Origin of the sequence: Moritella sp. JT01, from assembly GCF_001574435.1 — a bacterium.
Lineage (GTDB): Bacteria > Pseudomonadota > Gammaproteobacteria > Enterobacterales > Moritellaceae > Moritella.
The window spans coordinates 51099-71329 of record NZ_LOCN01000024.1 but is presented as its reverse complement, the minus strand read 5'-3'; the positions used below and the strand labels follow the sequence as shown (position 1 = coordinate 71329).

At 38.0% G+C, this 20231-nt stretch carries 17 protein-coding genes; 7 read left to right on the top strand and 10 right to left on the bottom strand.

Annotation, left to right across the window (positions count from 1 at the left end; genetic code table 11):
- Positions 1-755: 755 nt before the first annotated feature.
- The 5 genes from AKG98_RS17415 to lpxM all read right to left on the bottom strand — a co-directional run bounded on the left by AKG98_RS17415 (position 756) and on the right by lpxM (position 5238).
- Positions 756-1157, bottom strand: a complete 402-nt coding sequence (locus tag AKG98_RS17415; protein ID WP_067048826.1) for a thioesterase family protein — start codon at positions 1155-1157, stop codon at positions 756-758.
- A gap of 114 nt (positions 1158-1271) precedes the next feature.
- The gene (locus AKG98_RS17410; protein ID WP_067048823.1) at positions 1272-1490 is read right to left on the bottom strand and encodes a VF530 family DNA-binding protein; all 219 of its coding nucleotides are present in this window, start codon (positions 1488-1490) and stop codon (positions 1272-1274) included.
- A 65-nt stretch (positions 1491-1555) separates the two neighbouring features.
- Positions 1556-2392 (bottom strand): patatin-like phospholipase family protein, encoded by an 837-nt coding sequence (locus AKG98_RS17405; protein ID WP_067048820.1) that lies wholly within the window; start codon positions 2390-2392, stop codon positions 1556-1558.
- A 102-nt stretch (positions 2393-2494) separates the two neighbouring features.
- Positions 2495-3907: a pyruvate kinase PykF gene (gene pykF / locus AKG98_RS17400; RefSeq protein WP_067048818.1), complete on the bottom strand. Its 1413-nt coding sequence runs from the start codon at positions 3905-3907 to the stop codon at positions 2495-2497.
- A gap of 389 nt (positions 3908-4296) precedes the next feature.
- Positions 4297-5238, bottom strand: a complete 942-nt coding sequence (gene lpxM / locus AKG98_RS17395) for a lauroyl-Kdo(2)-lipid IV(A) myristoyltransferase (RefSeq protein ID WP_067048817.1) — start codon at positions 5236-5238, stop codon at positions 4297-4299.
- A gap of 555 nt (positions 5239-5793) precedes the next feature.
- Between lpxM and asnB the strand changes: the two genes are divergently transcribed.
- The 3 genes from asnB to AKG98_RS17380 all read left to right on the top strand — a co-directional run bounded on the left by asnB (position 5794) and on the right by AKG98_RS17380 (position 10414).
- Positions 5794-7461 (top strand): asparagine synthase B, encoded by a 1668-nt coding sequence (asnB, locus tag AKG98_RS17390; protein ID WP_067048815.1) that lies wholly within the window; start codon positions 5794-5796, stop codon positions 7459-7461.
- A 206-nt stretch (positions 7462-7667) separates the two neighbouring features.
- A complete protein-coding gene (locus AKG98_RS17385; protein WP_067048813.1) occupies positions 7668-8774 on the top strand; it encodes a YjgN family protein in 1107 nt (368 codons plus the stop codon).
- Positions 8775-9112: 338 nt separating this feature from the next.
- The gene (locus tag AKG98_RS17380; protein ID WP_067048810.1) at positions 9113-10414 is read left to right on the top strand and encodes an anaerobic C4-dicarboxylate transporter; all 1302 of its coding nucleotides are present in this window, start codon (positions 9113-9115) and stop codon (positions 10412-10414) included.
- A gap of 161 nt (positions 10415-10575) precedes the next feature.
- On the opposite strand, the gene AKG98_RS17375 is transcribed toward AKG98_RS17380, so the two are convergent.
- The 4 genes from AKG98_RS17375 to AKG98_RS17360 form a co-directional block, all read right to left on the bottom strand.
- Positions 10576-11856 carry an acetyl-CoA C-acetyltransferase gene (locus AKG98_RS17375; protein ID WP_067048807.1) on the bottom strand — a complete coding sequence of 427 codons (1281 nt, stop codon included), beginning with the start codon at positions 11854-11856 and terminating at the stop codon, positions 10576-10578.
- 396 nt (positions 11857-12252) lie between these two features.
- Positions 12253-12639, bottom strand: a complete 387-nt coding sequence (locus tag AKG98_RS17370) for a DUF1090 domain-containing protein (RefSeq protein WP_067048804.1) — start codon at positions 12637-12639, stop codon at positions 12253-12255.
- 81 nt (positions 12640-12720) lie between these two features.
- Complete coding sequence (locus AKG98_RS17365) at positions 12721-13248, bottom strand: GNAT family N-acetyltransferase (protein ID WP_067048801.1); 528 nt, start codon at positions 13246-13248, stop codon at positions 12721-12723.
- Between the two features lie 67 nt (positions 13249-13315).
- Complete coding sequence (locus AKG98_RS17360) at positions 13316-13834, bottom strand: GNAT family N-acetyltransferase (protein WP_067048798.1); 519 nt, start codon at positions 13832-13834, stop codon at positions 13316-13318.
- A 411-nt stretch (positions 13835-14245) separates the two neighbouring features.
- Here AKG98_RS17360 and AKG98_RS17355 point away from each other — a divergent pair, with 411 nt between their 5' ends.
- Positions 14246-15025, top strand: a complete 780-nt coding sequence (locus AKG98_RS17355) for a thioredoxin domain-containing protein (RefSeq protein ID WP_067048795.1) — start codon at positions 14246-14248, stop codon at positions 15023-15025.
- Positions 15026-15384: 359 nt separating this feature from the next.
- Positions 15385-16800, top strand: coding sequence for a 3-oxoacyl-ACP reductase (locus tag AKG98_RS17350; protein WP_067048790.1), 1416 nt, complete (start codon positions 15385-15387; stop codon positions 16798-16800).
- Between the two features lie 77 nt (positions 16801-16877).
- Here AKG98_RS17350 and AKG98_RS17345 read toward each other — a convergent pair whose 3' ends face one another.
- Positions 16878-17882 (bottom strand): AraC family transcriptional regulator, encoded by a 1005-nt coding sequence (locus AKG98_RS17345; RefSeq protein ID WP_067048787.1) that lies wholly within the window; start codon positions 17880-17882, stop codon positions 16878-16880.
- Positions 17883-18131: 249 nt separating this feature from the next.
- Between AKG98_RS17345 and AKG98_RS17340 the strand changes: the two genes are divergently transcribed.
- Complete coding sequence (locus AKG98_RS17340; RefSeq protein ID WP_198155561.1) at positions 18132-18383, top strand: hypothetical protein; 252 nt, start codon at positions 18132-18134, stop codon at positions 18381-18383.
- A 3-nt stretch (positions 18384-18386) separates the two neighbouring features.
- Positions 18387-20192 (top strand): long-chain-acyl-CoA synthetase, encoded by a 1806-nt coding sequence (locus AKG98_RS17335; protein WP_067048781.1) that lies wholly within the window; start codon positions 18387-18389, stop codon positions 20190-20192.
- Positions 20193-20231 lie beyond the last annotated feature (39 nt).

The window sequence follows — 20231 nt, the reverse complement described above, 5'->3', positions numbered from 1 at the left end:
CTGCACTAAAAACAATGCTCATTAAACGTCCATTTGGACACCAAGCCAACCACTTGAGCGTACAAGTGTACTCTTAAAGTGCGAAAAAAATCTACCGTCATTTCATTTCACATAAAATAAATTCGGTAGAGTTAATTGTTTTAAATTTTATCCCAATCGTCAGCATTGAACTTAATCGTCCAACGCCAGCATAGTATTATTTACATCTGCAATAATATACACAGGATTAAAAACCAACTCAAATATACTCGATTTCACTTAAGGCAGACTCATCAGATCAGGGGATAACTGAAAATAACAGATTTAGCATTATAAAATAATGCATATTTATTCACATTAGCCCGGTTTTAACTAGATTTTCAGTCATAAACATCTATTTTCAGCTAAAAACCTATTTTTCTAAAATACCCCGGTGGCAAATAATTAATCTTAAATCTGCGTAACCTCTCATTTTTAGCATGTATTTGTTAGCATAAACGCCGTAATAAATGAGCAGAAGCTTACATTAAATTACATAACAGCTGCGACGCTGTCAGAATTCAATCATAAATAATGATTAATAGACTAAATGCTCAGCATTTTTAATGTACTAATGGCCATATTTAATCCTGATATAACGAGTAAGAACATGTGAAAACGTCGCTATTAGCGATGGTCGAATCGTGACGGGAAGTCATATAAACGTAAAGAGAGGCATTTGATGCCTCATTATTTCATTGTAATTTTTTCGTACTCAAATTGGCTAACGCCAGATATTATGAATTTACCATTGCGGTTAATACATCATCAGGAAAGGGCTGTAAGCGTTTTTCTTTATCTAAACACACCATTTCAATATCACCGATGACGGCAGCCTTACTCGCATTGGGACGCCACACTTCCTGACGCCAGACCGTTTTATATTTACCATCGAGCGTAAAAGAGGTACGGATATCACAAACTTCAGCAAACTCGACGCCATCCTGAAACGTTAAATTGGCTTTATAAATCGCAAAACCTAACCCGCGTTCGTTCCACAATGTCGCCAATAAATCACTATTGATAACATGCTCACGTGCACGTTCAAAATACTTCAAAAAGTTAGGATGGTAAACAACACCTGAATGGTCTGTATCTTCATAATAAATTTGTACTGGATGATGGTATATCTTCGTCATTACTGAAATTAACCTATTTGGTCACGTATTTAAAATATATAGCATATAGATAAATTTGAGAAATGACAGCGCGATATAAGACAACGTGTTACGTACCAAAGGTTGTAACCAAATTTAGCCTTCAGTGACCATTTTTACGTATAACGCTTCAACTTTATCACGCGCCCAAGGGGTTTTTCGTAAAAATTTAAGACTAGACTTAACACTTGGATCATGGGTAAAACAGCGAATGTTAACGTAGTAACCAAGGCCATCCCAACCATATTTATCAACAAGGCTGTTAATTACTTTTTCGAGTGTAATCCCGTGAAGCGGGTTATTTATTTGAGTCATGTTTACCGTGATAAATTATTTAAGATTAATTATTGATGAGTATAACACAAGAATTACTAACAGTATTAATGACCGAACCACCTTGTAAAGGGATTTTTTTTCGAGTTACTGCTGGCTAAACTTTCCTTTAATTCAACAATACTATCACATTGCTCTTTTGCTGCTTCGTAGCCAATCTGAAAGATTTCTCGTAATGATTTTTCGTCGGTTGTAAATGTATTGTAATTGACTAATGCTTCGGGATAAATTTGCACATCACATTGAGATAGTTTCTCTAATTCAGCGCCACTTCCCTGCAACGTAAATGCGCGTAATACAACGTCTTTGATACTCGACAATTCTTCAGGTTCAACTTGACGTATTGGCGACACATACACGCCGATTATTTTGTCACAATCGTCTTCTATAACACTCACCGGAAAATGATTAACGATGCTACCGTCAGAATAGACCTGTTCATCAATGATCATAGGTGAGAATACTAAAGGATAACTTGCCGATGCCAACAAGGCGTTAATGACGGAGCCATCTTTAAAAATATGTTCTTTTCCAAGAAGCATATTAGTAGCAACGATACGTAATTCAGGCTTAAGATGTGTAAAGCTATCTTCCGGAATATACTTTAAAAATTCAGGATACAATTTAGCAGGATCAATAAAACCCGCAGCGGCTCGAGTAAATTTCCAAGAAAATGGTTTCACATCTATAAAAAATTGCAGTATTTCATCAACCTCTAATCCAGAACAGTAAAGGGCACCAACCATAGAGCCAGCACTTGTTCCCGCAATTAAACTCGGTCTTACACCCTGCTCTAACAGGTATTTTAATACGCCTAGGTGAGCAATACCCTTCGCCCCACCACCAGAAAGTACTAAGCCAATATTGTGTTTAGTGCTACCCATCTCTTTGATTAATCCCAATTAACTTTTTATTAACTCTATATTAAATGCAGGTATAAAAAAAGAGAGCATACGCTCTCTTTTCTACAATATCAATTTAACAACTTAAAGTTGGTGAACTGATGCAGTGTTTGTTGTGCCTGATGGTACAAGCGCACCTGAAACCATAACAACAATATCACCTTCTTTCGCTAAACCTGTTGCTAGCGCAAGCTCTTTACCTTTGCGGTAAAATTCATCCGTACTATCAATTTGCTCAACGATACAAGTACTGACACCTTTCGTTAGGCATAATTGTTGTGCTGTTTTCTCATTCGTTGTAATCGCAAGAATGTTCGCTTTCGGGAAATACTTACGTACAGACTTCGCTGATTTACCGCCACGCGTAGCAACAACAATCAGTGGTGCGCATAATTTTTCCGTTGTTTCTACCGCACCTTTACATACAGCTTCGGTAATACGCATGCTCTTAGCAACAATGTTCGCACCCAGGTCCGAAGACATTGAGTTATCAGTACGCTCACAGATGTTTGCCATGATAGTAACTGCTTCAACAGGGTATTTACCCTTCGCTGTTTCGCCAGATAACATAACCGCATCTGTACCATCAAGAACAGCATTGGCAACGTCGCCTGCTTCTGCGCGTGTTGGACGGGGATTATTGATCATTGAATCAAGCATTTGTGTTGCTGTAATGACAACTTTACCTGCTTTATTACACTTCTTGATCATCATCTTCTGTGCCATGATCACTTCTTCAACAGGGATCTCAACACCAAGATCACCACGAGCTACCATAATGCCGTCTGATTCAGCTAGAATCTCATCAAAATTATCAACACCTTCTTGATTTTCAATTTTCGAGATAATCTGAATATTTTCGCCACCATTATTAAACAAGATTTCGCGAATCTCTCTTACGTCATCCGCTTTACGAATAAATGATGCAGCAACAAAATCAACTTCTTGCTCACAACCAAACGCAAGGTCAGCTTTATCTTTTTCTGACAATGCAGGTAAACCTACGCTGATGTTCGGTAAGTTAACGCCCTTGTTTTCACCAAGTGCACCGGTGTTTAATACTTTACACTTAACTTCAGTTTCTGTGGTTTCAGTCACTTCCATTTCAATCAAGCCATCATCAACAAGGATGATTGCACCAGGGTTTAAGTCTTTAGCAAACCCTGCATACGTGACAGCAACACAATCTTTATTACCGACAACGTTAATATCTGTTGTAAAAGTGAATGACTGACCTATCGTTAATGTTACATCTTCACCATTTTCTAATTTAATCGTACGGATTTCTGGACCTTTCGTATCCAATAATACTGCAATTTTTTTATTCAGGTTTTCACTTACTTGACGGATATTTTGAATTCGACCTGAATGCTCAGCAAAGTTACCATGAGAGAAGTTTAAACGCATAACGTTCATGCCTGCATTAACAAGCTCTGTTAGTTTCTCTACTGATTCAGTTTTTGGACCAATTGTACAAACAATTTTAGTCTTTTTCATTCTTATAGCTCCGTATGGGATATTTTATATTCTTTTAAATCTTGTTTTCTTATTTATAGTCTAGATGAGAACGTTGTTCGATTTACGCTGAATGCGACTATAAACCAAAATTTTTATTGAAACGACATAGCTTTTATTGAAACGATATCGCTTTCATATGAAACTAAGTGTAACAAGTAAAGATCGAAAAACATAGAGTAAGAAGCATAAAGAAAGACAGAATAGATACCTAGATCAAATTTGTATAACGCATTCGGCTAAAAACAAAGCAAGTACAGACTAAATCTGTCATAGATTTTAATTTCAGGGTAAGTATATGAAGCTTGTTAGACAGGATAATTACAATAGAAGCACTATATCTTGATACAGATATAGTGCTTAATTGATTATTAGTAGATTTTTTTACCATCTGGACGTGTTCTTAATAATCTTAACGTCCACATATATTGATCAACACCACATTCAATCAACGCTTCGATCTCTTTATTCATCATAACTGCATCTTGTTCAGGACTTTCTGACGGAAAATTTTGCATCGCAGGTCGGATAAATGTTTCGAATTTACCTAGTTCTTCGTTATATGCAGCATAGATAGGTACAACTGCTACACCTGTTTTTTGTGCTAATTTTCCTAATACAGGTAAGGTTGCTTTTTGTGTCGAAAATAACGGCGCAAATACACTACGTTTAGGACCATGATCTTCATCAGGTAAATAGTAACAACTCTCACCTTTATTAAGAGAATGTACAAGTGCACCTAATCCTGCTTTTCGATGATAAATTGTATTGCCAAATTTTGCTCGCTGGCGTGTCATCAACCAATCAAAAAGTTCGTTTCCAGAATCATTAAACATGGTACAAAATGGTGCACCGTAAGACGCAATATGCAAACCTGAAAAATCAACAGCAAAACTATGTGGCACTAATAAAATACATGGCTTTCCCTGTTCCAATGATGGGAACAAATTCTCACCACCATGAACAATCATACGATTTCGATTGTAAGCTAAGCTTCGCGCACTTGGTTCTGCATAACTTAAGATCGTTTGGCAAAAAGTAACTAAGTTACCCTCGATGATTCGCTCTTGTTCTGTCTCATCCATCTCAGGAAAACACATAGATAAGTTAATTTTTGCAACCTTCTTGCGTTTTTTCATCATTTTTAAATTAAATAATTTAGTCGCGATGAAACGCGCAAACTTATCACGCGGTTTCACTGGCACAAAAGCTAATAAGTATAATACAAAGACGCCAAACCACACTGGCCAAAACTTAGGTAGCAAAAATGTTTTTTTGAAAGAAAGGTCATACGGTTTATATTTATCAGACATATAATTTTATCGAACCTGTTTAAATTACAAAAATATTACGAGATAACAAGTCAATTAGTTTATTCAGTTATGTCAACAAAACCAACTATTTTTTATATTTACTGCACTATTTTAATCGTCCTAACGCGCTATGGCTCAATATCAATAAACAAATAACGCCAGAAAGTGCCAATTTAAAATTTAAATACTCTATTAACCCATTAATTTTAAATATATTTTACAGTTATGCCAAATTGCCATTGAGCTATAGTTAATTATCATGATAAATTTAACCCAAGTGGATTATTATTGTATTTAAATTATTTACTTAGTACCACGTTGCGTTGAATGGATTCAATCATGCTTACTTATTCATTAAGATCCATATTAGTCTATTTCCTCGCCATCAATATTGTTGAATTGTTATTTTTAACACCATTAAATTATCGATTCCACATTTAAATGTGTTTTTTGTAAATGTTTTATCATTTTTATTTGCATTAAATCTACAATGTGGCAAATTAGACACACTATTTAGAAAGTTAGCTGCATACGCAGCATAAGAAGGAATTAGTTATGTGCTCAATATTCGGAATTCTAGACATCAAATCAGACATTAAACCTCTTCGTGCACAAGCATTAGAGTTATCAAAGTTACTGCGTCACCGAGGCCCTGATTGGTCAGGTATCTATACTAATGATAATGCTATTTTAGTTCATGAACGCCTTGCAATTGTTGATGTTAATAATGGTGCACAACCTTTATACAATGAAGAAAAGACTCACGTACTCGCTGTTAATGGTGAAATTTATAACCACAAAGATTTACAGAAAACATTAAATGTAGATTTTGAATTTCAAACAGAGTCTGATTGTGAAATTATCCTTGCACTATATAAAGAGAAAGGAACACAATTTTTAGACGATCTGAATGGTATTTTTGCTTTCGCTTTATATGATGAAGAAGAAGATGCTTACCTTATCGGTCGAGATCATATCGGTATTATTCCGCTATATACGGGCTATGATGAGCACGGTAACTTTTATGTTGCATCTGAAATGAAAGCATTAGTACCTGTTTGTACACAAATCGAAGAATTCCCAGCTGGTCATTACTTGTGGAGTAAAGATGGTAAAGTAACACCTTATTACCAACGTGATTGGACAGAATTTGATGCTGTAGCACAAAATGGCGGTGATAAAGAAGTCGTTAAGCAAGGCTTAGAAGAAGCGATTAAACGTCAACTAATGTGTGATGTTCCTTACGGTGTATTATTATCTGGTGGCTTAGATTCATCTGTCATTTCAGCGGTTACTCAGCTGTATTCAAAACGTCGTATCGAAGACGGTGGCAAAACAGAAGCATGGTGGCCACAACTGCACTCTTTCTCTGTGGGTCTAAACGGTTCGCCAGATTTAGCTGCAGCGCAGAAAGTAGCTGATCACTTAGGCACTATTCATCACTCGATTGAATTTACCGTACAAGAAGGTATCGATGCATTACGCGATGTTATTTACCACATTGAAACATACGATGTAACGACTATTCGAGCATCAACACCGATGTATTTAATGGCGCGTAAGATTAAAGCCATGGGCATTAAAATGGTGCTTTCTGGTGAAGGTGCTGATGAGTTGTTTGGTGGTTATTTGTATTTCCATAAAGCACCAAATGCAAAAGAGTTCCATGAAGAGACAGTACGTAAAGTATCTAAACTGCATATGTTCGATTGCTTACGCGCGAATAAATCAATGGCAGCTTGGGGAATCGAAGCACGTGTACCCTTCTTAGATAAAGAATTTGTGGATACTGCAATGCGCCTAAACCCTGAATTAAAAATGATCACAGGTGATCGCATCGAGAAAAACATCATCCGTGAAGCGTTTGAAGATTTATTACCAGAAGAAATTGTATGGCGTCAAAAAGAACAATTCTCTGATGGTGTTGGTTATTCTTGGATTGATCAACTTAAAGTACACGTTGCAGAAGCGGTAACGGATCAAATGCTAGCAAGCGCGGCATATAAATTCCCAATTAATACACCAGATACTAAAGAAGGTTACTACTATCGAGCGATCTTTGAAGGCCACTTCCCTGGTGACTCTGCGGCTAAATGCGTACCATTTGGTAAATCTGTAGCGTGCTCAACAGTAGAAGCGCTAGCTTGGGATGAAAGTTTCCAAAACAATGCAGATCCATCGGGTCGTGCAGCGGGCGTACATAACGAAGCATACGAAGACTAATCTAGCTTTTATTTTTAGTTAAACTAGCTTCAATCAAAACAGCACTTCGGTGCTGTTTTTTTTGTTTCATCATTTACTCAAACCTCTCACCTAGCCTTTCATTATAATTTCCATACTTAGTTACCATTCTTAATTTTGAGCATTGAGTTTAGCCCAATAACCTTTATTGTGTAGTGTACCAACAACCTCTATGTAACGGATTACATATGCAAACACATAACTTTGAATTTACAGGAAAAACAAAAGAGTACTTTGCTATTTGGATAGTAAATATACTGTTAACAATTGTCACTTTTGGCATTTATTCAGCCTGGGCGACAGTGAGAACAAATCAGTATTTCTATGATAATACCTGTCTTGATGGCGATCGTTTTTCATATCTCGCAAAACCAGTAAGTATTTTAATCGGTCGAATTATTGCCGCGATTGGTTTAGGCGTTTGGGTTCTTTTAAATATCTCAAACCCAGTGGCAGGTGGCGCAATGATGCTAATCATGCTAGCTTTCTTCCCCGTATTATATGTACGTAGTATTGGCTTTGAATTGAAGATGACACAATATCGTAATATTCGTTTCAACTTTAATGGTCGTTATGGTCAGGCTTATATTGCCGTATTACTCAAACCGCTCGTAGCTTATATTATGGTCGGCGCTGCGATTGCAATAACAGCAATGGTTCTTAAGCCTATTTCGATGGTGCTAACCGTGATTGTTGGAGTTGTTATTGCGCTAGCGTTAGCACCATTTCTATTTGCTTGGGTAATTAAAGGCATTCATCAATATACGTTAAATAACACTCGCTACGGAGACCTTACATTTTCAAGCGAACTCTCGACGAAAGACATTTTTCCGATGTTTTTAAAATTCTTATTAATGTTGATCATTACTGTCGCATTATTCGGGGTTGTAGGAGGTATATCAATGGGCATGGGTAGCAGTGCAGGAACTCTTCTTAAGTTTTTACCTTATATCGGCCTAGTCGTTATGATTATCTATATTCAAGTTCACCTTCAGGCTGAACTACGTAACTATATTTTCTCTAAAACAACACTCAATGACGAGATTCAGTTCAAGTCATCAATGACGATAAACCCTTGTGTAATATTAATTATCACTAATATTCTACTATTAATAGTCTCTTTAGGGTTTGCATTCCCGTTTATACGGATTCGTACGGCAAAATATATTGCATCAATTTCACATGTCGATGGTGATTTAGCTACATTAAAGGCAACGGAGCAAGTTAACAGTGAAACAGGTGCCATCGCTGACGAAGTTTCTACCGCTGTAGGTATCGCGTTTGAAACAGCTTAATGTCGTAACTATCTTCCCAAAAGCAGAAAGCGCCACTTTTAAAATCGTGTAGCTTATAAACGGCACTTCGGTGCTGTTTTTTTATAATTAATTCCCCACACTCACACCTCTTCCTTAATTTTGGTCTTTATCTCTGTTCTTATTATCTATTCAGGATAGATATCAAACACATGTGAACGACCTCACAGCTTTAGTAAAATAGTGTAATCACTTCTTCTACCCAAGCGACAGCAGCGTTACAATTACTCCGTATTAGGTATCTTACACTGCCTTTTTATTCCACCTAAGGCGCTGCAAGTAGATTTTCTCACCATTAACTATTCAAATTAAGGTCATTTATGATTGCTGTAGAGTTTTTTGTTGTACTTGCTTTTATCTATCTTGGCGCTCGTATCGGTGGTATTGGTATTGGCCTTGCCGGTGGCGCGGGAGTATTGGTACTGACCCTGTTTATGGGTGTTGACACCGGAAATATTCCCATCGATGTCATTTTAATCATCATGTCCGTGATTGCTGCAATTGCTTCGATGCAAGTGGCTGGAGGATTAGACTGGCTAGTCGAATTATCTGAACGTTTTCTGCGTAAAAACCCAAAAAGAATCACTTTTTACGCCCCAATGGTCACCTACTTTATGACGTTGCTTGCAGGGACTGGTCACACTGCATTTTCAACATTACCGGTTATTGCTGAAGTAGCTAAAGAGCAAGGAATACGTCCATCAAGACCACTAAGTATTTCGGTTATCGCCTCACAAATAGCGATCACAGCATCGCCAATATCTGCAGCTGTTGTCTTCTTTTCTGGCATTTTAGAGCCACTAGGCGTCGGTTATTTAACACTGTTAGCTATTTGTATCCCGTCAACATTCATCGCTTGTATGGTCGGCGCATTCGTTGCTAACTTTTTAGGCTGCGAGCTAAAAGATGATCCCATCTATCAGGAAAAGTTGGCTAAAGGATTAGTCAAATTTAAAGGTCAGACACAAAGAGAGATATTGCCTAGTGCTAAGTTAGCAACAGGTATCTTTGTAACCGCAATCATAGGGGTGATCATCTATGCGACCCTGATTTCAGACGCGGTTAATATTATTGAAAACCCAACCTTAAACCGTAATGATGCCATTATGGTGTTTATGCTCTCAGCCGCTACCGCTATTGTAACCTTCACTAAGATTGATGCATCAGAGATAGCGAATGCAGCAACATTCAAAGCAGGCATGAGCGCCTGTATCTGTGTACTTGGTGTAGCTTGGCTCGGTGATACTTTCGTATCAAGTCATATTGAAGAGATCAAAACTTTTTCAGCGGACATCCTTAATCAATACCCTTGGATGCTTGCAGTAACTCTATTCTTCGCCTCAACACTACTCTACTCACAAGGTGCCACCACGACAGCCTTAATGCCAGCGGCCTTAGCCATTGGGGTTGCCCCTATAACGGCCATCGCTTCATTTGCTGCAGTGAGTGCGCTGTTTGTATTGCCGACTTACCCAACGTTACTCGCAGCAGTAGAAATGGATGACACAGGTTCAACTCGCATTGGTAATTTAGTATTTAACCACCCTTTCTTCATTCCTGGCGTTGTCACTATCTCGACATCGGTAGCACTTGGGTTTCTTATTGGGGGCGCCGTGCTCTAATCCAATTAGAGATTAAAATGATGACATCATATTAGCGCACTTAGTGACTTAAATAAAAATGCCAATACTCTGCAGTATTGGCATTTTTATTTACGTTTTATTGATAAAGAACGTCGATATTTAATACGAAGTCTTTTATCAATAGAGAATAAACGCAGTGTTTATTTTTCTAAAATAGCCGTGATACCTTGACCACCAGCCGCACAAATCGAGATTAAACCACGACCTGAACCTTTCTGATCAAGCAGTTGTGCTAGTGTTGCGATAACACGACCACCTGTAGCGGCGAATGGATGACCCGTTGCTAAACTACTCCCTTTCACGTTTAACTTAGTTAAATCGATTGAACCAAGCGGTGCATCAAGACCGAGTTTCTCTTTACAGAATTTCTCATCTTCCCACGCAGCTAGCGTTGATAGTACTTGTGCTGCAAATGCTTCATGAATTTCATAGAAATCGAAATCTTGTAATGTTAGACCTGCACGCTTAAGCATTTTTGGCACTGCATATGCGGGAGCCATTAACAGACCTTCTTTTTTATCAACAAAGTCAACAGCCGCTGTTTCGCCAAATGTTAGATAAGCTTGAACGGGTAAGTTGCGTTCAGCAGCCCACTCTTCACTTGCCAGTAATACAGCGGATGCACCGTCCGTAAGGTTCGTACTGTTACCAGCCGTCATAGTGCCATTTACTTTATCAAAACAAGGCTTTAATTTAGCTAGTTTTTCAACTGTCGTGTCTGCACGTAATACGTTATCTTTAGTTAGACCAGCCATAGGCGATACTAATGTATCGAAGAAACCTTCTTCATATGCAGCCGCTAATTTTTGGTGACTTGCACATGCTAATTCATCTTGTGCTTCACGTGAGATATTCCACTCTTTCGCTGTCACTTGACAATGATCGCCCATCGCCATTTTTGTACGCGGTTCTTTATTCGCAGGCGTTAGTGGCACGAAATGTTTAGGACGTAAACGAGAAAGTGCACTCAAGCGTTGTTTACCCGTTTTAGCGCGGTTCAACTCAAGTAAAACACTGCGCATACCTTCACTCACTGCAATCGGTGCGTCAGATGTTGTATCAGAACCACCAGCAATACCCGCTTCAATTTGACCCAGTGCAATCTTGTTTGCTACTTGAATTGCAGCAGCTAGACCAGTACCACATGCTTGTTGAATATCATAACAAGGTGTTTCAGGTGCTAGGCCTGCACTTAATACTGCTTCACGCGTTAAGTTAAAATCGCGAGAGTGTTTAATTACCGCACCCGCAACAACTTCACCAAGTTGTTCACCACGTAGACCGTATTTAACCACTAAACCACGGATCGTTTCCGTAAGCATGTCTTGGTTACTTAGTTTCGAATATGCTGTGTTTGAACGTGCAAACGGGATACGGTTACCGCCGATAATTGCAACTCTTCTTATTGTTTGACCTGTCATGGTTTATTCCTTTAATTAAGATGACTTATATATGCCCGCAGCACATTAGGCTTTAGATACATTAATGTAACATTGTTGAAACAAGTTTAAAATAAAAACTCTAAGCTGCTTGTTTGTTCACCGCTATTTTAACTCTCTCTATTTGAAGTAGTTTCATATTTATGCAATGAGGATTTAATTAACCCAACGTTGGACAGCATTTGCTGAAAAATCAGGGCTGTATTTGACTCAAGCCAACGGAGGGAAGATCTTACTTTTTACTTATCCATTATTTAAAAATATATGGCAAACTAATATGAACATATTATGAGAGAGCCTAACTAATATACCCCCTCCCCATTAACCATAATGGTTATGTTATTTAACTTGTTGTTAGATTAAGCTGTGCGACTACAATTAACGTAAAAGCTCGTTTTTAGCCTCAGATAGTTCGTTAACAGCAGCCTCTAACTTCCGCTCTTTCTTTTTTATTTTATCTGGGTTACCAGTTTCTTTTGCTTCTTTGAGATCGTGTTTTCTTTCTGCAACTTTTTGTTCTTTCTCTGTTATTTTCTTCATTCGTTTAGTTTTCAATGATTCATCAGTACAGTTTTCATTTATTTCCTTGAGTGCTTTTTCTAAGCCCTGAATACGATAGGTATTATCATATTTTTTTGCATACGTTATTTGCGTTTCTAACTCATTCTTTTTTGCAGCGCAGCCTGTCAACTGCCCTGCATAGGTAGTTGATGATATGGCTAATAAAAATGAAACAGTAGCAACAGATATCATTTTATTTATCATTATATATCCTTTTGAAAATTGAAAATTGAAAAATGTTGAATTTTTTAAGTATCACGAATTTACATAAATAGAATAATTTGATTAAGCCTGAACTTCCAACGCATAAATACACAGTGACGGCTCTTTATGAGGAACATCTAATATATTAGCTATTTTACTTTGAAATTTAGCCCCTACTCGTTCCACTATACGAATACTGGCAGCATTGCTTTCTAAGCAATGAAATTCAATAACGCTAATATTTTGTTTATTCGCTAGATAAGGCACTGCATTCTCCAACACTTGACCGATAACGCGATTACCTCTAGCATTGTCAGAAAGCCAGTACCCAAGCTCACAAGTGCTGAAATTTCTATTGATTGATTTTATTGCAAAAACACCACCGAATTTATTTTTAAAATTAATCGCGAACCATTCCGCACCTTCCTCACCGCTATTTAAACGTTTATCAATATAATCTTCGGCACTTTCCCGATCTATTACGCTCTTTTCCCATGGCATGTATTGAGAAAGGTTATTCCGACTCAATTCTACGGCTTCAAATAGCTCAAGGGCATGGGATGTACTTAATGGCGTAAGGACGATACTTGAAGATACTTTTAATTGCATATAGCCTCTAAATTGAACGGCGGCATGACAGCCTTAGTGAATCTTAATTCAGCGATTTGTTATAAAACTACTTGCACAAACCATAGATATAATCATCTACATACTTGTTACTAATTAAAGAGTTTTGCTGTAAACGGCCCTCACGAACAAAGCCAAGTTTTTCGAGTAGTTTAAATGAACCCATATTATGAACTGAACATGTAGCTGTTAGCTTATTAAGTTCCAATCCATTGAGCGCATAGTCTTTAAGCAGGTTCAATGCCTCACTTGCAAACCCTTTTCCTTGAGCACCCTGCTTAATCATATAGCCAACCACAGCAATTTTGGCTTCATGGTTAACAATTTTAAGTCCTATATTCCCTAGTTTTTCACCGGTTTCGGTTTCAGATATGCCTAATGACAGCCATCCGTCACTTTCAATAGTCCAAGGCTGTGATTTAGCTGCGAACGCCGCTGCAGCGTCTTCATATGTAAAGGCTTCATAAACATGTTCCATCATTTTGGGACACATTGATATTTCAATAAAAAGACGCTTATCCGTTTCATCGAATGGTGATAGTTTTATTCTTTGACCTGATAATTGCACGATTATTCCTTAATCTTGATAACGCCAAGCTAAGCTTGGAACGTATATGTGAATCCTACTTTAATTAAAGTGTCTTCAACAATATCAAAATTTTTATGTATTACAAATGGATATAGGAAAACATTCAGAATCTATCAAATAAAATCAAAACGTAAACAAGAATTATATTTGTATAGTGCCAGATTCCCTTTATGGTAAGGAATATTGGAACGCCTTACCATAATCGTATGATGATATTTCGATTACTCAAGCTATATATCAATTTGGCCGTTGTTATGGCCCTGAAAATGTGAATGAGAGATTTGAGTAGGACTACAAGCTTAAAATTCATGGTTCGAATTTTAATTTTAAGGAACTTTTCTTTCATTATGCTTACACATACCACACTACTTACATTAAATGAGTTTAAAAATGAAAAAATCATCTCTTTCTATTGCAGCTGCTTTGGGTACACTTATCAGCCTTAATTGCATGGCTTCGAATTCAACATTTAATAAAGAACAAGAAGATGAAATAGGGAAAATTGCTGCTGAATACATAGTAAACCATCCAGAAATTTTGATACAAGCTTCAAAAAACCTGCAATTAAAACAAATGAAATTACAACAAGCCGCAAGCGCTAAAGCAATCGTAGACAATCAAGATGCACTACTTAAAGACAAAAAAAGTCCTTTCATCGGCCCTAGTGATGCAGATGTAAGTATTATCGAATTCTTTGATTATCAATGTGCATACTGTGCCAAATTGAGCCCTGAATTTGATAGCATAATAAAAGAAAATCCTGATGCTAAATTCATTTTTAAAGAAACACCTATTTTTTCTGAGCGCTGGGAAGTATCAGGTTACGCAGCTGACATGGGACAATGGATTTTTTCTGAAAAAGGCAGTAAAGCTTACTTAACTTACCATAACGCAATCTTCGCAACAGGTCATGACGAAGGTAAGTTAACCAAAGAAGACGTTAAAAAATCAGCTAAAAAAGCGGGTGTAAACGTTAATGAATTCAAACCTAATGCGCGTTACGCAGCTAACTTTAAGTTATTTTCTAAACTCGGATTACGTGGTACACCAGCTGTAGTTATAATGCCAAGCAAAGGAGCAAATCAAGATAACGTAGTTATGCTACCGGGTTATGACCCTGAAGGCATCAAAAATGCAATCAGAAAAGTAAAAGCATCTATAACACAATAATTGTCGACGATAATTCTATTATAGATAACGCTAAAGCCTAATAATAAAGTGACCCCCAATTGTTGGAAACCAATGATTGGGTTGTCGTGCCGAAGGTCACTATTTACAATGAAATGCGCTAGCATCTCATTGAACACTTCCTTTTTCGCCGCTTTGCCTACCGACTCTTCCCAACAACGTAAAAGAACGTCATGAAGTCGATGTTTTGCATATTATTTAGTTATACTATACCCATTTATACTGCAATGAACTGGACTATTTATTACCAATATTTGGCAAATAAGTCATAGTCATACAGTAACTTTTAACACATGCTCAATTGCTAGATTAATACTGCTCACAATAACAAGGATTAAATAATGACGGATACGTATGCAAAGATCGCCAATGGTAAGTGGACCTCAGCTTTATTCAAAAAACTTAATCTTCCACAACCAGTTACATTAACGCGCTTTTCTCACGGTCCAGATCTTATTTCTGGTCGTTTACTTATCGGGGCCGCCACGAATAGTGATCTGATAAAACCCATCCTTGAAACATTTCACGATGCAGAACTTGCTATTTCTTATCCGAATAGCACACCAGAGTTAGCCAACCTTAATGATCAATTTAATAATACCCCACTCAGTGCTACCCCAATTAGCTTAAATGCGATGAACAAATCAGATCAATTCAACGGCATCGTCTTTGATGCATCTGGCATTAAAACAAGCCAGCAATTAAGCGCATTACACCGATTTTTCCAGCCTGCAATAAAACAACTATCAAAATGTAGCAGAGTCATCGTTTTAGGTCGTCCGAGTGAGCACCTTAAGGATGTGAGTTACGCTACAGTACAACGATCTTTAGAAGGTTTCTGTCGTAGTCTGGCCAAAGAAATCGGTAAAAATGGCAGCACATGCCAACTTATGTATGTGCAAGCAGGCAGTGAATCATTGCTTAACGCCCCACTCCGCTTCCTTACGTCTACTAAGTCTGCCTATATATCAGCACAAGTGATTAATGTGAAACCAGGAACAATACACGGTACTGTTAACCTAACTAAACCTTTACAAGGAAAAACCGCGCTTGTTACTGGCGCATCTCGTGGTATTGGAGCCGCTATTGCTGAAACACTCGCTCGCGATGGCGCTCATGTTATTTGTTTAGATATACCAGCACTGAAACCGGATCTTGAAAAAATTGCGCATCGCTTAAAAGGCAGTACTATCGTAGCCGACATTACGTCTGATGACGCGCCAACTGTCATTGCCGAATTTGTACGTGAAACATCACTTGATATCATTGTACATAATGCAGGGGTTACAAAAGATAAAACCCTCGCACGTATGACGAATAATCACTGGGACGTGCTTATGGATATTAATCTGTCAGCCATGGAAAGAATTAATGAGCGACTACTAAGTGAAAACTTATTGAGTCAATATGGTCGAATTATTTGCGTATCTTCGATGAGTGGTATTGCAGGAAACTTTGGTCAAACAAATTACGCGACGTCTAAGGCTGCCGTTATTGGTTATGTCGATGCGATGCAAAAACCGCTTGCTGAAAAGAATATAACCATTAATGCCGTAGCACCTGGTTTTATCGAAACAAAAATGACCGCTGCGATCCCCTTTACCGTGCGTGAAGCGGGTCGCCGAATGAATTCGTTAAAACAGGGAGGTAAACCAATTGACGTAGCCGAGGCTATTGCATTTTTTGCGCAACCACAAGCAGCAGGAGTGACAGGTAATACAATTCGAATTTGCGGCCAATCATTAATTGGTGCTTAGAGATACGTAACGCTGAAGTAGCTGCGACCTTGATGGATCGCAGCTACTTCTTTCTAGGTTAAACGCTTCTAGATTTATTAATCGTTAACCCGCTTACTTCGGCGATATTCAATGGGTGTCATTTGTACCCAACGTTTAAATGCACGATAAAAAGTACTTGGCTCTGAAAACCCAGTTAGATATACAATCTGATCAATTGATTCATCCGTATTCGCCAACAGTTTTTTAGACAGCTCACAACGGAAATCCGCTAGAATTTGATTGAAATTATAATCAATCTCAGCCAACTTAGCCCGTAACATACGTGGCTTCATATCAAGCTCGGTTGCAATACTCTCTAATGTCACAACGCCCGACTCAAGTTGTTGGGCAATAATGCCACGCACCTTATTTATAATGTCTTGAAGTTCTAATTTTGCAATTTTTCGGCTTGCTAACTGCTCGTGCAGTGCAAACAATTCAGGTTCAGCATGTGTTGAAGGTCGATCGAGAAAATCAGCATCAAAATAAATAAAATTATCTGCCGCTGAAAACTCAAGTGGACAAGGAAAAACGTTAGCATAGGCAGTTAAATCGCTAGGCTGTTGATGAGCAAAGGCAATTTTATTGGCTTTAAAGTCACCGTCTGTAACATGCTGGCAGAATTTAAATGCACCTATCACTAAACAGTCATTCAAGTGGCGATTAGCATCTTCTCTCATTCCGTCTAAATTAACAGATAACCTCGCGACATCACCATCAACATGAATCGCAACACTTGCCGCGTCACTAATCAACCGGAAGTATTTTGCTGCGCGATCCCAACCAGTACCAAACGTAGGGCTACTCAAAAAAAGATACTCTAAAACTTGGCCAGTAAATACAGGCATTCGTTCGCCAAGAGAAATACCAATATTGGGATCTTTCGTTATCTCCTCAAGGACCTGCCAAAAATGTGTTTGCGCATGATTAGGGGTACGTAAATCCTTATCATTCAGCACATCTTCACTAATGTTGCAACGAGAGAGCACTTCGAGTACATCGATATCTAACTCTTTCATTGCCGCATAAGCAATACGTAATAATACGCCCGCATCTTGCATAATTATTCCACTTATTAACTTTAAATCTTTATTTGAACCGCTAACTCTACCACTATCAATGGTTTGAGTAACACAATTTAGGTCAAGTATTTGACCGAGCTGCCATAACCGATTACATACCCGCCAACTTAACAAGCAAACAAAGAGGTTAACATAAATGCAACACACAATTGCGCGATTTATTTATCATGACGACAAGGCCGATTACACACTTTAAAAAACAACCTACACCCTATTCCAGAAAAATAAATGGGATTTAAGTCAACTATCATGAACGGCATGCTGGCAAAAGCGCGTGTCCTCGCACAATTAGAAGCGCTCATTGATATTCAACGCATTAGTATTAATGTTCAATTTAAAAATGCTATCTATTTACCTACTCAAGTGTGTTTTAACGTCAAATTATCACAGCAAAAAACTACCTTTAATTTAATGAATTCAGAACAACGCGTGACCCATTTATCAGGCGTCATACTCCCTATACTCAATAGAATGAATTAACTTATGACTGTTATAACCGGTAAGCAATTATTCAAAAGCACGATCAATATACTAAAAACACCTAAGCCTATTTTAAAAGGTCTATGGCACTTACAAAAAGCAAAACCAGAACGCTATATGTCTATTGGTTTACTACTTGAAGAGCAGGCTATTAAGAATTCCAGTTTGATCGCTATCCAGTTCAAAGACCAACGTTATAGTTACGAAGAGCTGAACAATCAAGCAAATCAATATGCAAACTTTTTACATGAATATGGGATTAGCCAGAGTGATAAAGTAGCAATCATGCTCGATAATAGGCCTGAAACAATTATCATCGCGCTTGCAGTTGTTAAGCTCGGTGCAATTGCTTGTATGATAAATACAACACAGAAAAATGCGATCCTCGAACATAGCCTAGCAGTTGTCGATACAACATTGATTATCGCAGATGAAATTTATCATTCGACCATTAATGACATTAAAGAACACTTATCGCCAGCGTTACAAAAAAACATCTTTTATATCCCTGCATTGAAAGCACCAGAGCACCCTATTAAGTTTAGAAATATATCAAAACTGGTCGCAAATTATTCGGTATTAAACCCGGATACAACGCCTAAAATTCAACTTAAAAATTCTGCATTTTATATCTTCACATCGGGGACAACAGGATTACCTAAAGCAGCAAAAATGAGTCACCATCGCTGGTTTAAATCAATGTCAGGTATGGGTATGGCATCGTTGCGCCTTACTTCTGATGATGTGTTATACCTATCGCTCCCCCTGTACCATAACAACGCCTTAACCGTTTCATTAAGTGCCGTGTTTGGTAATGCAGCTACACTTGCTCTTTCTGAAAAATTCAGCTCCAGTCGATTTTGGGATGAAATACGGGCCCACAATGCAACCGCATTTACCTATATCGGTGAGCTATGCCGCTACCTCCTGAATGTACCTGCAAAAGATAACGATAAACAACACGGTATTAAAAAAATTATTGGTAATGGTTTACGCCCAGAGATTTGGGACGAGTTCCAACAGCGCTTTGGGATCGAACATATTAACGAATTCTATGGGGCAAGTGAATGTAACCTTGTGTTTACTAATGCATTAAATTTACCTCACACCGCGGGCGTGACGCCACTTGCCTTTACTGTTGTAGAGTATGATAATGACGAACCCCTGTACAATGAAAAAGGGAAAATGATCAAAGTAAAAACGGGGGGTGTGGGTTTACTATTAACAAAAATAACCAAGCGTTCCCCCTTTGATGGTTATACCGATGATAAAGAAAGTAATAAAAAACTATTCAAATCGGTACTCAAAGATGGCGACTGTTATTTCAATACGGGTGATCTCGTTAAATATCAAGGATTCAGACATATTTCTTTCGTCGATAGATTAGGTGACACATTCCGTTGGAAAGGTGAAAATGTTGCGACGACGCAAGTAGAAGGTCAGCTTAATGAGTTTAATCAAATCGACCAGACCGTGGCTTACGGTGTCGAACTGCCACATCATGATGGTCGAGCAGGCATGGTTGCACTTACTTTGAATTGTCCGATAAATGAATTCTCAGCTGCTGATTTCTATCAACATGTCACATCTGTACTGCCAAGCTATGCACAACCTATATTTGTTCGTCTACGTGCACAACAAGAAATTACAGGTACGTTCAAATATAAAAAAACAGATTTGAAAAAGGAATCATACTACCCAAATGCTTCGGAAGAAATCATTCTGATCAAGCACCCTGAACAAAAGAGCTATACACCGTTAGAAAACAGTGCGATAACTGCAATTGATGAAAAGCAATTGTCTTTCTAGCAACAATATCGTAGTTTTTTACCATAATGATTGATCTAG

Bases quoted from the DNA above. Each gene is read 5' to 3' on its own strand.
- AKG98_RS17350 (WP_067048790.1), top strand. From the start codon at position 15,385: ATGACGGATACGTATGCAAAGATCGCCAATGGTAAGTGGACCTCAGCT.
- AKG98_RS17380 (WP_067048810.1), top strand. From the start codon at position 9,113: ATGATTGCTGTAGAGTTTTTTGTTGTACTTGCTTTTATCTATCTTGGC.
- lpxM (WP_067048817.1), bottom strand. From the start codon at position 5,238: ATGTCTGATAAATATAAACCGTATGACCTTTCTTTCAAAAAAACATTT.
- AKG98_RS17385 (WP_067048813.1), top strand. From the start codon at position 7,668: ATGCAAACACATAACTTTGAATTTACAGGAAAAACAAAAGAGTACTTT.
- AKG98_RS17355 (WP_067048795.1), top strand. From the start codon at position 14,246: ATGAAAAAATCATCTCTTTCTATTGCAGCTGCTTTGGGTACACTTATC.
- AKG98_RS17410 (WP_067048823.1), bottom strand. From the start codon at position 1,490: ATGACTCAAATAAATAACCCGCTTCACGGGATTACACTCGAAAAAGTA.
- AKG98_RS17370 (WP_067048804.1), bottom strand. From the start codon at position 12,639: ATGATAAATAAAATGATATCTGTTGCTACTGTTTCATTTTTATTAGCC.
- AKG98_RS17405 (WP_067048820.1), bottom strand. From the start codon at position 2,392: ATGGGTAGCACTAAACACAATATTGGCTTAGTACTTTCTGGTGGTGGG.
- asnB (WP_067048815.1), top strand. From the start codon at position 5,794: ATGTGCTCAATATTCGGAATTCTAGACATCAAATCAGACATTAAACCT.
- AKG98_RS17340 (WP_198155561.1), top strand. From the start codon at position 18,132: ATGGGATTTAAGTCAACTATCATGAACGGCATGCTGGCAAAAGCGCGT.
- AKG98_RS17365 (WP_067048801.1), bottom strand. From the start codon at position 13,248: ATGCAATTAAAAGTATCTTCAAGTATCGTCCTTACGCCATTAAGTACA.
- AKG98_RS17345 (WP_067048787.1), bottom strand. From the start codon at position 17,882: ATGCAAGATGCGGGCGTATTATTACGTATTGCTTATGCGGCAATGAAA.
- pykF (WP_067048818.1), bottom strand. From the start codon at position 3,907: ATGAAAAAGACTAAAATTGTTTGTACAATTGGTCCAAAAACTGAATCA.
- AKG98_RS17335 (WP_067048781.1), top strand. From the start codon at position 18,387: ATGACTGTTATAACCGGTAAGCAATTATTCAAAAGCACGATCAATATA.
- AKG98_RS17375 (WP_067048807.1), bottom strand. From the start codon at position 11,856: ATGACAGGTCAAACAATAAGAAGAGTTGCAATTATCGGCGGTAACCGT.
- AKG98_RS17415 (WP_067048826.1), bottom strand. From the start codon at position 1,157: ATGACGAAGATATACCATCATCCAGTACAAATTTATTATGAAGATACA.